Source organism: Stenotrophomonas nematodicola (assembly GCF_009467805.1).
Classification (GTDB): domain Bacteria; phylum Pseudomonadota; class Gammaproteobacteria; order Xanthomonadales; family Xanthomonadaceae; genus Stenotrophomonas; species Stenotrophomonas nematodicola.
The window spans coordinates 352,437-366,380 of record NZ_WIAY01000002.1 but is presented as its reverse complement, the minus strand read 5'-3'; the positions used below and the strand labels follow the sequence as shown (position 1 = coordinate 366,380).

Genomic DNA, 13,944 nt, shown 5'->3' with positions numbered 1-13,944 from the left:
CGGATGAATCTCGCCGGGAATTCCTGAGAACGCCGCCCGACTTGGCAAAACTGGTGGCCAATCAAGGCAAACTCCGGTGCAGTCATGCGTCAGCTCTCCTTGGCCGATCGTGGTCAATCGCTCTCCCTGGACAAGATCGTCGACGACGGCCCGCTCCCGACCTGCCTCGGCGTGGCGCGGCTGGGCAGCCTGCAGACCGCGGGCAACACGTTCACCGTATGGATGCAGCTGCGCGGCAGCGCCTGGGTCGAATCCAAGGAAGGCCGGTTCCGTCTTCGCCAGCGCGAGTGGATCGCCTTCGAGAAGGAATCGCGACCGATGGTGCAGGCCGGTCGCGATGGCCTGTGCATCGGCCTGAGCCTGGCGCCGGAAGCGCTGCGCGCGCTCGGCGAGCTGGCCGACTGCGGCCTGTACGCCGGCCGCGGCAGCATGAGCCGCAGCGAAGTGCGCGTGGCGTTGCGGTTGTGGCGCGATGCGCTGGCCAGCGGGCAGCCCGCGCAGGCGCTGCGCCCGGTCCTGCTGCACCTGGCCTCGCTTCAGCACGGCATGGCCACCGGGGTGCAGCGCTGCCCGGGACGTTCGCGCTCGCGCAAACGCCAGGTGTTCGGGCGCATGCAGCGCGCGCGGCTGTATCTGGAGGGCAACAGCCACCGCGTGGTGCGCATCGGTGAACTGGCCGAGCTGACCAATTTTTCCAGCTGGTACCTGTCCAAGACCTTCCAGAGCCTCTACGAGGAAAGCCCGCAGTCGCTGTCGGCCCGTCTGCGTCTGGAGCGCGCCGCTGATCTGCTGCGCGATACCGACATGATGGTGGGTGAAGTCGCGGCCGCCAGCGGATTCGACAACTGCTGCAGCTTCGCACGGGCCTTCCGCGCGCGTTACGGCCAGTCTGCGTCGCGCTACCGCGAAGCCATTGCGACCTTGCCGCCAGAATCGGCAAAGTCATCGGTTGTCTCACGCAAAAAATTCGCTGCAACGCAATCGTAACTTTCCGAGGCGTTTTAACACGCTACTAACGTACCTTGGAGAGATTAATGAATTTTCGTACTCCCGCAGTGCGGCTGGGCCTTCTGCCCGCCGGCATTGCGCTTGCCCTGACGCCGACCTTTGCATCGGCGCAGGAAGCGGGTGGCACGACCGATCTTGACCGCATCTCGGTCACCGGCTCGCGTATCCGCCAGGCCAGCATGGAAACCGCCCAGCCGGTGATCGCGCTGCAGCGCGCCGACATCGAGAAGCAGGGCTTCACCAGCGTTGCCGACATCGTCCAGAACCTGTCCGCCACCGGCTCCCCGGCGATCAGCCGCGCCGACGCGCTGTCCTCGGGCGAAGAAGTGGGCGGCCAGTACGTCAATCTGCGCAACCTCGGCCCGGAGCGCACCCTGGTGCTGCTGGACGGCAAGCGCATGGGCGTCAGCTCGGGCGGCTACACCGATCTCGCCTCGATCCCGACCTCGGTCGTGGAGCGCATCGAAGTCCTGACCGACGGCGCTTCGGCGATCTACGGTTCGGATGCCATCGCCGGCGTGATCAACATCATCACCCGCAAGAACTTCGACGGCCTCGAAGCCAGCGTCTACAAGGGCCAGTACGGCCAGGGCGACGGCGACAAGACCACCTACAACTTCGTCTACGGCCAGACCGGTGAACGCGGTTCGGTCACCTTCGGCGCCGAGTACAGCGAAGAAGAGCCGGTGCTTGCCAAGGACCGTCGCTTCAGCGCCTACGCCAACGGCTACCGTCATCCGAGCCCGACCGCCGATGACAGCAATGGCTGGAGCGCGATCACCGAGAAGGGCGTGCTGGTCACCCCGGGTGGCAACTACGTGCTCAACCCGGGTGGCGACTCGAGCGACTTCGGCGACTACCACGCGCTGACCAACGACGACCTGTCCAACCCGTCGCAGCAGATGTTCCTGTCGACCGGCATCAAGCGTCGTTCGGTGTTCACCAACGGCCAGTTCGATTTCACCGACAACATCCGCGGTACCGCCAGCGTCCTGTACACCGAACGCGAAGCGCTGCAGCAGATCGCCGGCTACCCGTACCGTTCCGGCGCGTACGACACCGCGATGTCGGCCAACAGCGTCTTCAACCCGCTGGATACCGACGTCGACTTCATGCGTCGTACCTGGGAAGTGCCGCGTCAGACCAAGTCCGAGCTGAACACCTTCCGCTTCAGCGGCGGTCTGGAAGGCTCGTTCGAGTTTGCCGACAAGTACTTCGACTGGGATGTGGGCTACGTCTACAACCGCAACAAGGGCGTCAAGACCGGCACCGGCAACCTGTTCATCCCGAACGTGCGCAATGCCGTCGGCGCGTCGTACATCGATGCCAACGGCGTGGCCCAGTGCGGCACCGCGGCGGCCCCGATTGCCGGCTGCACCCCGTGGAACCCGCTGCTGCCGTACGGCTCCACCGCCGATGGCTCGCTGTCGAACCCGGATCTGCAGAAGTACCTGTTCCTGCCGACCCACGACACCTCGGTCACCACCAGCAAGGTCTACAGCGCCAACCTGAGCGGCGCCATCGCGACCCTGCCGGCCGGCGACCTGTCCTTCGCCGCCGGTTACGAGCACCGCGAAGAAGACGCCGAGTACAACCCGGACGCGCTGCTGCAGTCGGGCCTGAGCACCGACCTGTCGGGTGCGCCGACCGCCGGCGGCTACAAGCTGGACGAGTTCTACCTGGAACTGAACGTGCCGATCCTCGCCGATCTGCCGTTCGCCAAGGAACTGTCGGTCGACATGGCCGGCCGTTACTCGGACTACAACACCTTCGGCGACACCGTGAACAGCAAGTTCGGCCTGAAGTGGAAGCCGACCGACGACCTGCTGGTGCGCGGCACCTACGCCACGGGCTTCCGTGCGCCGACCGTGGCCGACCTGTACGGCGGTACCTCGCAGACCTTCGACAAGTACACCGACCCGTGCGACACCCTGTTCGGTGCGGCCGTGCGCAACCCGGAAGTGGCTGCACGCTGCGGCGGCGCAGTACCGGCCAACTTCCGTCAGGAAGCGTCGGGCGGCATCGATGCGACCGGCCCCGGCTCGCAGTCGAACTACGCGTACCTGTCCGGTTCCAATGACGCGCTGCTGCCGGAAACCTCCAAGACCTGGACGCTCGGCCTGGTCTACAGCCCGAACTTCGTGCAGGGCCTGGACGTCAGCCTGGACTGGTGGAAGATCCGCATCGACAACGTCATCGCGGCGGAGTCGGTCACCTCGATCCTCAACCAGTGCTACGTGCTGAACAACGCCAACGCCTGTGGCCGCGTCACCCGTGATGCGGATTCGGGCCAGGTGGTCGATGTGACCCGCAGCCTGATCAACGCCGGCTACCAGGAAACCGCAGGTTACGACCTGGGCGTCCGTTACCGTCTGCCGGAACTGGCGATCGGCAACTTCGTCATCGACTGGAAGACCACCTATGTGGACTACCTCGAGTACAAGCGCGACAACGAAGCTGAAACCGCCGTCGAGCAGCACAACGGCTGGGGCACCGGCGACTGGGGTGCCAACTTCCGCGTGCGTTCGAACCTGAACGTCGATTGGAGCTACGGCAACTTCGGCGTCAACTGGGGCGTGCGTTACTACTCCGGCCTGAAGGAAGAGTGCTCCTATGACCGCGATGGCGGTCCGGAGTGCAACAACCCGACGTACTCGTCGGATTACACGCTGGCCATCCCGGTGCGCAACACCGGTTCGAACACGTTCCACGACCTGCAGGTGCGTTACACGACCCCGTGGAATGCCACCGTTTCGGCCGGTGCGAACAACGTGTTCAACCACGAAGGTCCGCTGATGTACAGCCAGCCGAACTCGAGCTTCGCCTACTACGGCGGCTTCGATATCGGTCGCTTCTACTACCTGAAGTACACCCAGCGCTTCTGATCCATCGACGCACTGGTGCAGCACAGGGAGGGCGGACCGCAAGGTCCGCCCTCTTTCTTTTTGATCGCCTCATCCGCTTGAGGGTGACCCACTGAGCGCGCCGCAGACAAAAAAAGCGCGCCCCTGCGGACGCGCCTTCGGGTGCCTGCGTGCGGCGGCGCCTCAGGCGTCGGCGGCCACCAGCCCCATCAGAGCGTTGGCATGATCGCGCCACTGCGGCAGCTTGTTGAGTACGCCGGCGCGCTGCAGGTATTCCTCGTCGACCGGATCGCCGTTGATCAGCGCCAGTGCGACGTGCAGCGCGCCGGTCACCCAGAAGCTCCGGGTGTTGGAGCGCTGCGGCTGCAGGTGGAAGGCGACCGCTTCGATGATCGGCATCGGCAGGCCCCACAGGCCCAGCAGATATGCACCGGCTTCGGCGTGGCCCGGGCGGTCGTCGCCGTCGGCCGCGTCCACCCGCTCGTTGCGCACGCCCGGCAGCAGCAGGCCGATGTCGGCGAGCAGGGCGGCCGTGGCGCCCAGTTCGGCGCTGGAGTCCGGCAGCAGCTTGGCGGCCAGGCGCGAGGCCAGCAGCGCGCGCTGCTGCAGCGAGTTGCGCTCGGCACCGGACAGCGGCTGGGCCGAGAAAACTTCGCTGGCCAGGACCAGGTCGCGCAGCGTCGACAACCCCAGCCGGGTCACTGCGGTACGCAGGTCGGAGATGATCCGGCCACTGTTGAAGAAGGCTGAGTTGGACAGCTGCAGCACCTTGGCCGCGATTGCCGGGTCGGCGGCGACCAGCTTGGCGACGTCGGCGGTGTCGGTGTCGTCATCGTGTTCCAGCGCCTGGGTCAGGCTCAGGTACAGATGCGGCGGCGAAGGCAGCTTCTCGATCCGGCCGATGGCACTGCGCAGGCGTTCGCTGTCAAGCAGCTCGCGCAGTTCTTCCAGGCTGGTCAGGGCTTCCAGCAGCACTTCCGGCGCCAGCGGCATCGGCAGGAAGCGGTGCGCCACCCCGATCAGGCGGGCCGGCGGCGGACGGGTGCCCACGCTGGCTTCCACCAGCGCGATACGGATGGTTTCCGGACGAAGCGTACGGATCTGCCCCAGCAGCGTGGTCGCGGTGAGATCCGGCAGAACCGGGCAGACAATCACCGCATCCACGGGCGAGCCGGCCACGATGCTCATCGCGCCCTGGCCATCGGCGGCGGTCAACGGTTGCCATTCTTCCCCAAGATCGGCAATGAACTCCAGCAGCTCAGCCGACAGGCTGGCCTGGTCCCCAACAAGCAGAATGCGCACGACACTGTCCCCTGGCTGACCACGGTGAAGCGCACCGTGGACGGTGTGAAGAGACGCAATGTACCCAATCCGGCACAAATAGTGATGTGCCGCATTCAAAAAACGTGATGCACATCGCTCCGGCGGCGAGCGCCGGAGCGATGTCGTTCAGCCTCAGGCGTTGCCGTTGAGGTAACGCTGATGGGCGTCGATCAGGATCTGCTTGGCCTCGGCGGCGCCGCCCCAGCCATCCAGCTTGACCCACTTGCCCTTCTCCAGGTCCTTGTAGTGCTCGAAGAAGTGGCCGATGCGCTCCAGCCAGTGGCTGGACACCTGCCCGATATCCTCGACATGGGCGTAGCCGCTGAAGATCTTGGCGATCGGCACGGCCAGGATCTTTTCGTCGCTGCCGGCCTCATCGCTCATCTTGAGCACGCCGACCGGACGGCAACGCACCACCGAACCCGGCACCAGCGGCAGCGGCAGCACCACCAGCACGTCGGCCGGATCGCCGTCGCCGCACAGGGTGCTTGGCACGTAGCCGTAGTTGCAGGGGTAGCGCATCGGGGTGGACAGGATGCGGTCGACGAAGATCGCGCCGGTTTCCTTGTCCACTTCGTACTTCACCGGCTCCGAGTCCTTCGGGATCTCGATGATGACGTTGATTTCTTCCGGCGGGTTCTTGCCGGGCGAGACGAGTTCCAGACCCATTGAGGTGTGCTCCGAGAGGGGGATGTTGGCGTACAGCCCCCCATTTTATGCCTTTGGCGGGCCGCGTGCAGGTCGGACGGTACCCACCGGACGTGGCGGGGCATTCCGACGCTGGCGCGCGGAGCGTGCTTATCGGCGGGATGAGGCTGAAGGCGCAGGGTAGGGCCATCCCCCTCTGGAGACCCCGATGGTCATTGCCTGCTTCCGCCTCCGCTGGCCGCGCCTCTGCCTTGTTGTCCTGCTCGGGCTGTGCCTGGCCGCGCCCCTGCAGGCCGCGGGCCCGCGCTTCATCGACCTGGCCGCGCGGGTCGGACCGGATGAATCCGCCGACGACACCGCCTACCACGAGCTCAACCGCTGGCTGATGCTGGAGTTCAACGATCTCTGCGAGGACTTCTTCTGCGAGGGCGCCCATGACAACTACCGGCCGTTGCGCCTGGCCTGCGTGGTGGATACCCGCGACGACACCCTGACGCAGTGCCGCTTCCCGGTATCGGCCAGCCGCGACCACATCGACCCGGACACCGGCGCGCTGCGGACCGAGGTACTGCACTGGCTCTGTCCGCTCCCCCTGCCGCGGCGGCTGCCGGTGGCGACCTTCCTGGCCGCGATGGACTGGCAACCCGACAGCTCCGGCCACCTGTTCAACCCCCTGCCAGGCACAGGTCGCTCGATGTTCGAGTTCCTGCGGGACTGCCTGCCTTGATGCCTGTCCTGCGGTGCCACGTCCCGGGCATCGCCATCCACGGAGTCGTTCGATGATCGCCAAGCCCCTGCTGCTGTTGTCCGTCCTGATGGCCGCCCCTGTCGCGCCGGCCGCTGCTGCCGCACCGCCAACCCATGTCGACCTGGTCGACTACCCACACTCCCAGGCGAATTGGGACGCGTTCCACGACCTGCGCCGGCGGTTGATGGCCGGCTTCGACGATGTCTGCGCCGACACGTTCTGCGAGGGAGCGTACAGCGATTACGAAGCCTTCCAGCTGCGGTGCTCCGTGGCGGCCGGCACCGGCACCGTCAGTGACTGCCGCTGGGCCTTCGCGGCCAGCCAACTGGAGGTGGACGGCGCCACCGGCGCCATCCTGGCCGATCAACCCACCTGGCTGTGCAGCCTGCCCATTCCGCCGGGTACCACGGTGGAGACCTTCTTTGCGGCACTCGAAGGCCCGAGGGCGATCTTCCGCAGGCTGCCGGGTGCGCAGATGTCCATCTTCGAGTCGCTGGGTGACTGCCTGCGCTGACCGTGCCGGGGTGCAGCGCCCATGCGTCCTGGTTGCAGGGCAGGTAGCCTGTCGTCATGGATTCGCTCACTGCTGCCGCCGCGCGTGCCCTTGCCAGCGGCGACGCGCTTGCCGCCCTCAGGCACGTCGCCCTGCGGGAGGACCCGCCTGCGCTGGCGTTGCGCGGGGTGGCGCTGGCGCAGCTGCAGGACTGGCCTCGGGCGCGCGAGCTGCTGCAACGGGCCGCTCGCGCGTTCGGTCCGCAGGAAGCGCTGGCGCAGGCCCGTTGCGTGGTGGCCGATGCGGAGGTGGCGCTGGCCCTGCGCGAGCTCGGCGGATCGTCGCGGCCGCTGCGCGCGGCGGCCGCCACGCTGGCGGCACGCGGCGACGGCACCAACGCACTGCAGGCCTGGCTGGTGCTCGCGCGGCGCGAGGTGCTGCTCGGCCGGTTGGCCGATGCACGTGCCGCGCTGGACCACCTGGACGGGCAGCCCTTGCCGGCTCCCCTGGCCGCGATGGCCGAGCTGACCCACGCCGAAGTGGCGCTGCGCACGCTTCAGGTCGCAGCGGCACGCGCGGCCCTTCAGCGCGCCGGCGAAGCGGCCGCGCATGCGCGCATCGCGGCCTTGCAGGGCGAGGTCGAACGCGCGTGGCACACCCCGGACACGCCGGCCGCGCGCTGCCGGCGCGGCGGCCAGTGGCAGGCGTTGACCCTGGACGGCGTAGCAGCGCTGTGGGACGCCGATGCGCTGGTGGTGGATGCGTGCCGGCGCGGGGTGCATGCCGGTGCGACGGGCCGCTCGCTGGCACGCCGGCCGGTGCTGTTCGCGCTGCTGCGGGCGCTGGCCGAGGCGTGGCCGGGCGATGCCGGGCGTGACGCGCTCATCGGCCGTGCGTTCGGCATGCGCCATCCCGATGACACCCACCGCGCGCGGTTGCGCGTGGAGATCGGCAGGTTGCGCGCGCTGTTGCAGCCGTGGGCACGCGTGGATGCAACGGCGGCCGGCTTCGTGCTGCTGCCGGCGGCGGCGCGCGAGGTGGTGGTGCTGGCACCACCGCGCGACGATGCGCAGGACGCCCTGCTGGCGTTGCTCTCCGACGGGGCGGGTTGGGCCAGTTCGGCGCTGGCGCTGGCGCTGGGCACCAGCCAGCGCAGCGTGCAGCGCGCCCTGGCGGAGCTGGAGGGCGCCGGACGCGTGCGGGCGGTCGGGCAGGGCCGCACCCAGCGCTGGCTGGCGCCGCCGCTGACCGGATTCACGACGATCTTGTTACTCCCTGCCACGCTGCCGATTGACTAGGGTCGTGGTCAGGTCCCCCTCCCGTGCGGGCCAGGAGAACACCATGAACACGCACACCACGCTGTCCTCTGACACGCAGACCGTTCCCGTGGCCGAGGTACTGGCCGAATACGGACCATTTGCCGGCGCGTCCACCATCAACGGCGTGAGCCACGACGGGCGGCATGTCTGGGCGGCCACCGGCGAAGCGCTGGTGGCCTTCGATCCTGACACCGGCGCGGCGGTCCGGCAGTGGCCGCTGACCTGCGATGCCGGCACCGCGTTCGACGGCACCCACCTGTACCAGATCGCCGGCGCGCGTATCGACCGCATCGACCCGGCGACCGGCACCGTGCTCGGCTCCATTCCCGCCCCCGGCGATGGCACCGATTCGGGCATGGCCTGGGCCGAGGGCAGCCTGTGGGTGGGGCAGTACCGCGAACGTCGCATCCACCAGATCGACCCGCACACGGGGGCGATCCTGCGCACGATCCCGTCGGACCGCTTCGTTACTGGGGTCACCTGGGTGGACGATGCGCTGTGGCATGGCACCTGGGAAGATGGCCGCAGCGATCTGCGGCGGGTCGATCCGGCGACCGGCGCGATGCTTGAGCGTCTGGACATGCCGGCTGGCAAGGAGGTCAGCGGGCTGGAATGGGACGGCGCCGGGCGCTTCTACTGCGGTGGCGGCAATACCGGGGTGGTGCGCGCGGTGCGGGTCCCCGGCCGCAGCTGAGGCGGGGCGGGCGGGCAGCGATCGGGCGGCCCGCCACAAACGTGACGCATTCTCATTTGCGGGGTAACATGCCGCGCCTCATGGCGGCCGGTGGCTGCCATGTTCCTGCCGTCCGATCGTTGCCGTGTCCGCCGCCATGTCCACCAACGCCTCCACCCTCACCGAGCTGCTGATCCGCGAACGCCCGGCGCTGCTGCGCCTGGTGCAACGCATCCTGGGCAGCGACGGGACCGCCGAAGACGTGATCCAGTCGGTATGGTTCAAGGCGCGCGGTGTGGACAGCGCGCAGCAGATCGACAACCCCCGGGCCTACCTCTACCGATTGGCCACCAACCTGGCCACCGACCACGGGCGCGAGCGGACCCGCCGTACCCGGCTGCTGGCCGAGCACTATCTGTGGGGGCCCGATGAGGTGCTGTCCACCGAAGAGCAGGCGATGGCCCAGGACGAACTGCAGCGGGTGCTGCAGGCCGCCGAGCATCTGCCCGAGCCGACCCGCACCATCTTCCGCCTGCATCGGCTGCAGGGCATGACCCAGGCCGATGTGGCGCGCCGGCAGGGGGTCTCGGTGACGACCGTGGAGAACCATGTGCGCACGGCGCTCCAGCGTCTTGCCTGGGCCCGCGCCGGGCGCTGACACCGGGACCTGTACCCTGTCTTGGGGACGCGCCGCCCCCGTTCGTCTTGTTCCTGATGATGCCCGACGGTGTCGTCGCTTCATCCGCCCCCGATCGCGCAGACCGCCAGCCATGAGCCCGCAGCAGCCCACCCCGCCGTTTTCCCCGCCCGCGCCCGTGGCGGAGCAGGCGCGCGCCTGGATCACGTGGTTGGCCTCGGGGGCGGCTGACGACCCTGTGCGCATGCAGGCCTTCGAGGATTGGCTGGCCGAGCCGGGCCACCGCCACGCGTTCGAGTACGAGCGCCAGCTCTGGCGCAGCGTTGGCCCACGTCCCGTGGCAACGGCACCGATCACAACGCGCGCACCGCGCCGTTCCCGTGGGCTGCGTCTGGGCGTGGCCGCAGCGGCCGTGCTGGCGCTGGCCTGGTGCGCGCCGGAAGCCTGGTTGCAGCTGCGCTCGGACCACCGCACCGGCATCGCCACCGAAACCGTGGCGCTGCCCGATGGCAGCCGCGCGGTACTCGACGCCGATTCGGCGATCGCGGTCCACTTCGATGGCAGCACCCGCACGATCGATCTGTTGCGCGGGCGGGCCTGGTTCGAGGTGGCGCCGGATCCGCAGCGGCGTTTTCTGGTGAACGCGCAGGGTGGGGTGGTCGAAGACATCTCCACCGCGTTCGTGGTCGACACCGCGCGCGCGCGCGTGGAAGCCCGGGTCGAACAGGGACGCGTGCGTGTGGCAGCCCGCGAGGGCGGCGGCTGGACCTATCTGCAGGCCGGGCAGCGCGCGACGTTCGTGCGCGACGGTCGCGTCGAGCGCGGGCCGGACATCGCGCTGGACCGCATTGCCCCGTGGCGCCAGGGCGAACTGCTGCTGGACGCGGTCAACGTGCGCGACGCCGTCGCCGGCATCGGGCGTTACCGGTCCGGCCCGACCTTTGTGCGGGGCGATGTATCGCACCTGCCGGCGGTGAGCGCGGCGTTCCACATCGATCGGCCCGAGCAGGCGCTGGATGCGCTGGCAGGCACGGCCGGTCTGCGCGTGACCCGCCTGCCGCTGGGCGTGGCGATCGTGCGTGCCGGCGCGGCGCCAACGCCGGACTGACCGCACACCGCGCCAGGCCGATCCGATCCGTCCTGCATTTTCCCTTGGGGCTGGCGCCGCGCCGCGCGTCTAACACCCCGAACGTACCCGCCGCCGCCACGTACGTCCGCCGTGCCCGCACCTTGCGCGGGTCATCCGCCTTCGTGGCATTGCATTCCGACAGGTTCCTTCATGCGTACTCCCTCCCGTCCGGGTCTTCGCCCGCGTCCGTCCCGCCTGTGCGTCGCCCTGCTGGCCGCCGGCCTGGCATCCCTCACCGCACTGCCGGCCCTGGCCCAGTCCGCTGGCGATGCGGCCGCCGCCACGCACCGCTTCGACATTCCGGCCCAGCCGCTGGGTGAGGCACTGCGCAGCTTCATGCGCCAGTCCGGCATGCAGGTCGCCTATCCGGCCGCGTTGGCCAACGGCGTCACCTCTACCGCAGTGAGCGGTGAACTGGATGCGTCCTCGGCACTGGCACGCCTGCTGCAGGGCAGTGGCCTGGTGATGCGCCGGGTCGGCCCGGACGCGGTAACGCTGGAGCGGAGCGCGACCACCGCACGCGAAGACGGTGTCATCGTCACCGACGCCCTGCGCGTGGCCGGCGACCGCACCGACACCGGCGGCAGCGGCGGCGACCACACGCTGGATGCCTACCGCACCGCGGGGTCCAGCGTGTACGTCCCGCGCGCGACCCTCGAGCGCTTCCGCGGCACGTCCACGGCGGACATCGTCAAGGGCGTGGCCGGTGTCACGGCAGGCGACCCGCGCACCGCCAACGCACTGGACCTCAACATCCGCGGCATCCAGGGGCAGAGCCGCATTCCGGTGATCATCGACGGCGGGCAGTCGACGATGGACACCTACCGCGGCTATGCCGGCCAGTCCCAGCGCACCTACCTGGACCCGGACCTGATTTCCAGCCTGACCATCACCAAGGGCCCCAGTCTGGGCGTGAACGCGTCCGGCGGCATCGGCGGCGTGGTGGAGATGGAGACGCTGAAGGTCGACGACGTGCTGCGCGACGGCCGCGACAGCGGTGTACGCATCCGCGGCGGCCTGGCCAACAACAGCGCCAACAATGTACCGGCCTACAGCGGCGTGCCGCGTACCGACCGCAACGCCACCGGCAGCCGGTTCTTCAACATCGCCGCAGCCAGGCACTGGGACAGCGTGGACCTGGTGGCCGCCTACGCGCGCCGCGACCAGGGCAACTACTTCGCGGGCAAGCACGGCTACGACGACTTTCCGCAGACCCGCCGCACGCTGGCGCCGCTGAATCCGCCGCGCACCGAGGTGTTCAACACGTCCTCCGAGTCCGAGTCGTTCCTGATCAAGGGCACCTGGCGCATCGACGAGAACCAGACGCTGGAAGGCGGCTACCGCCGCTATGAAGGCGAGCAGGGCGAGATCATGGCCTCGCAGATCATCCGCGTGGACCGCGACCGCGTGCCGCAGTGGGAACCGGGCCGCATCGACCTGGACGCGTACAACCTGCGGTACCGTTTCAATCCGGACAACGACCTGGTCGATCTGAAGGCCAACCTCTGGTACACCGACGCGCACAGCCTGATGTACAACGGCCTGACCGGCATCACGCCGTGGTACTTCGACCGCCGCACCGAGTGGTATGACGGCCCGACCTTCAACACCGACCCGGGCTACAAGAGCGCCTACCGCAACAGCATGCAGCAGACGCGGCTGGGCCTGGACGTGGGCAACACCACGCTCCTGGCCAACGATGCGGGCCTGTTCACGCTCAACTATGGCCTGTCCTACAGCGATGAGGACGTCGGCCCGGGTCGCAACGCGCCGATCATGCACGATGATCTGGTCAACAACCGTTTCCTGCGCAATGCCGGACGCAAGGAATACAGCGCCGTCGCATCGGTGAAGTGGGAGCCTGACGAGCACTGGGAGCTGATGCTGGGCGGGCGCTACAACCGCGTGGACGTGCATGACCGCAACCGCCTGGCCACGCCGGAAACCTACGGCGTGATCGGCCAGTACCGCTACACGCAGCTGCTCAACGGCAACCCGAACCTGCCGTCGTGGCGGGCCACGCGCATCGCGATGCTGAACTGGTATCCGGATGCCAACGGCCAGTTCACCCAGGCCTCGCTGCTGGCATCGCCGTACAAGCAGGGCACGGTGGCGGACATCGCCGGCTGGAACTTCTACGACGCCGACGATGCCGAGGACCTGAGCGTGCCGGTCAGCTGGACCTGGTCCAAGCCGATCCGTCGCCGCGACAGCGCGTTCATGCCGTCGGCCAGCGTGGCCTACCGCTTCACCGAAGACACGATGGTGTACGTGAAGTATGCCGAAGGCGTGAAGCTGCCGAGCCTGTTCGAGTCCACGCTGGGCCTGTTCACTGCGGCCAAGCCGGTCGGCGAGCTCAAGCCCGAGCGTGCCGGCACCTGGGAAGTGGGCGCGAGCACCGTGCAGCACGACCTGTTCGTTGACGGCGACCGTGCGGCGTTCAAGCTGGCCTACTTCGATACCCGCATCGACGACCTGATCACCCGCGACTACCGCACCCTGTCGGCCGGCTACATCCGCAACATCGACCGCTTCAAGGTCTCGGGCATGGAGTTCCAGTCCAACTACGATGCCGGCAAGGTGTTTGCCGATCTGTCGGCGCACTATTACTTCCAGGCCAAGACCTGCGCCCCGGACATCGCTGCCGAGCGTCGTGCCTACGGTGTGCAGCGCAGGATCGAGGAACTGAAGAACACGCCGGACTGCGTTGATGGCGGCTTCGAAGGCTCCTACAGCAATACCCAGAACCCGCCGCGCTATACGGTCAACATGACGCTGGGTTCGCGTCTGTTCGACGAACGGCTGACCTTCGGTACGCGCGTGATCCACAACGCCGGCCCGATCAGCAAGCTGGACAAGGAATGGAACGTGGGCCTGTCGGCCATCCAGCAGCTGTACCGTCCCAACACGCTGGTGGATCTGTTCGCCAGCTGGCGTGCCACCGAGCAGCTGGCGGTGGACGTCAACGTGGACAACCTGACCGACCGTTACTACCTGGACCCGCTGGCGCTGGGCATCATGCCGGCCCCGGGCCGCACCGTGCGGCTGGCGCTGACCTACCGCTACTGAGTCCGTGCAGGACAGGGGCCGGCCACGGCCGGC

The 13,944-nt window shown here is 68.3% G+C and carries 11 protein-coding genes; 9 read left to right on the top strand and 2 right to left on the bottom strand.

What is annotated here, in order from left to right; genetic code table 11:
* The first annotated feature begins 84 nt into the window (after nucleotides 1-84).
* Both GDJ08_RS09175 and GDJ08_RS09170 read left to right on the top strand, forming a co-directional pair.
* The gene (locus GDJ08_RS09175) at nucleotides 85-987 is read left to right on the top strand and encodes a helix-turn-helix transcriptional regulator (RefSeq protein WP_136002945.1); all 903 of its coding nucleotides are present in this window, start codon (nucleotides 85-87) and stop codon (nucleotides 985-987) included.
* 47 nt (nucleotides 988-1,034) lie between these two features.
* The gene (locus GDJ08_RS09170; protein WP_026070634.1) at nucleotides 1,035-3,893 is read left to right on the top strand and encodes a TonB-dependent receptor domain-containing protein; all 2,859 of its coding nucleotides are present in this window, start codon (nucleotides 1,035-1,037) and stop codon (nucleotides 3,891-3,893) included.
* Nucleotides 3,894-4,055: 162 nt separating this feature from the next.
* Here GDJ08_RS09170 and GDJ08_RS09165 read toward each other — a convergent pair whose 3' ends face one another.
* Entirely contained in the window at nucleotides 4,056-5,174 is a 1,119-nt protein-coding gene (locus GDJ08_RS09165) for an HDOD domain-containing protein (RefSeq protein ID WP_153164737.1), read from the bottom strand.
* Nucleotides 5,175-5,327: 153 nt separating this feature from the next.
* Entirely contained in the window at nucleotides 5,328-5,864 is a 537-nt protein-coding gene (ppa, locus tag GDJ08_RS09160; RefSeq protein WP_017355116.1) for an inorganic diphosphatase, read from the bottom strand.
* 187 nt (nucleotides 5,865-6,051) lie between these two features.
* On the opposite strand from ppa, the gene GDJ08_RS09155 reads away from it, so the two are divergent.
* The 7 genes from GDJ08_RS09155 (at nucleotide 6,052) to GDJ08_RS09125 (ending at nucleotide 13,911) form a co-directional block, all read left to right on the top strand.
* Complete coding sequence (locus GDJ08_RS09155; protein WP_136002947.1) at nucleotides 6,052-6,570, top strand: hypothetical protein; 519 nt, start codon at nucleotides 6,052-6,054, stop codon at nucleotides 6,568-6,570.
* A gap of 52 nt (nucleotides 6,571-6,622) precedes the next feature.
* Nucleotides 6,623-7,105 (top strand): hypothetical protein, encoded by a 483-nt coding sequence (locus GDJ08_RS09150; protein ID WP_153164736.1) that lies wholly within the window; start codon nucleotides 6,623-6,625, stop codon nucleotides 7,103-7,105.
* 56 nt (nucleotides 7,106-7,161) lie between these two features.
* Nucleotides 7,162-8,382 carry a helix-turn-helix domain-containing protein gene (locus tag GDJ08_RS09145; RefSeq protein WP_153164735.1) on the top strand — a complete coding sequence of 407 codons (1,221 nt, stop codon included), beginning with the start codon at nucleotides 7,162-7,164 and terminating at the stop codon, nucleotides 8,380-8,382.
* 43 nt (nucleotides 8,383-8,425) lie between these two features.
* Nucleotides 8,426-9,097, top strand: coding sequence for a Vgb family protein (locus tag GDJ08_RS09140; protein ID WP_153164734.1), 672 nt, complete (start codon nucleotides 8,426-8,428; stop codon nucleotides 9,095-9,097).
* A 136-nt stretch (nucleotides 9,098-9,233) separates the two neighbouring features.
* A complete protein-coding gene (locus GDJ08_RS09135) occupies nucleotides 9,234-9,734 on the top strand; it encodes an RNA polymerase sigma factor (RefSeq protein WP_017354291.1) in 501 nt (166 codons plus the stop codon).
* Between the two features lie 112 nt (nucleotides 9,735-9,846).
* Nucleotides 9,847-10,821 carry a FecR family protein gene (locus GDJ08_RS09130; RefSeq protein WP_153164733.1) on the top strand — a complete coding sequence of 325 codons (975 nt, stop codon included), beginning with the start codon at nucleotides 9,847-9,849 and terminating at the stop codon, nucleotides 10,819-10,821.
* A 171-nt stretch (nucleotides 10,822-10,992) separates the two neighbouring features.
* On the top strand, nucleotides 10,993-13,911 hold the full coding sequence (locus GDJ08_RS09125; protein WP_153164732.1) for a TonB-dependent receptor: 2,919 nt from the start codon (nucleotides 10,993-10,995) through the stop codon (nucleotides 13,909-13,911).
* Nucleotides 13,912-13,944 lie beyond the last annotated feature (33 nt).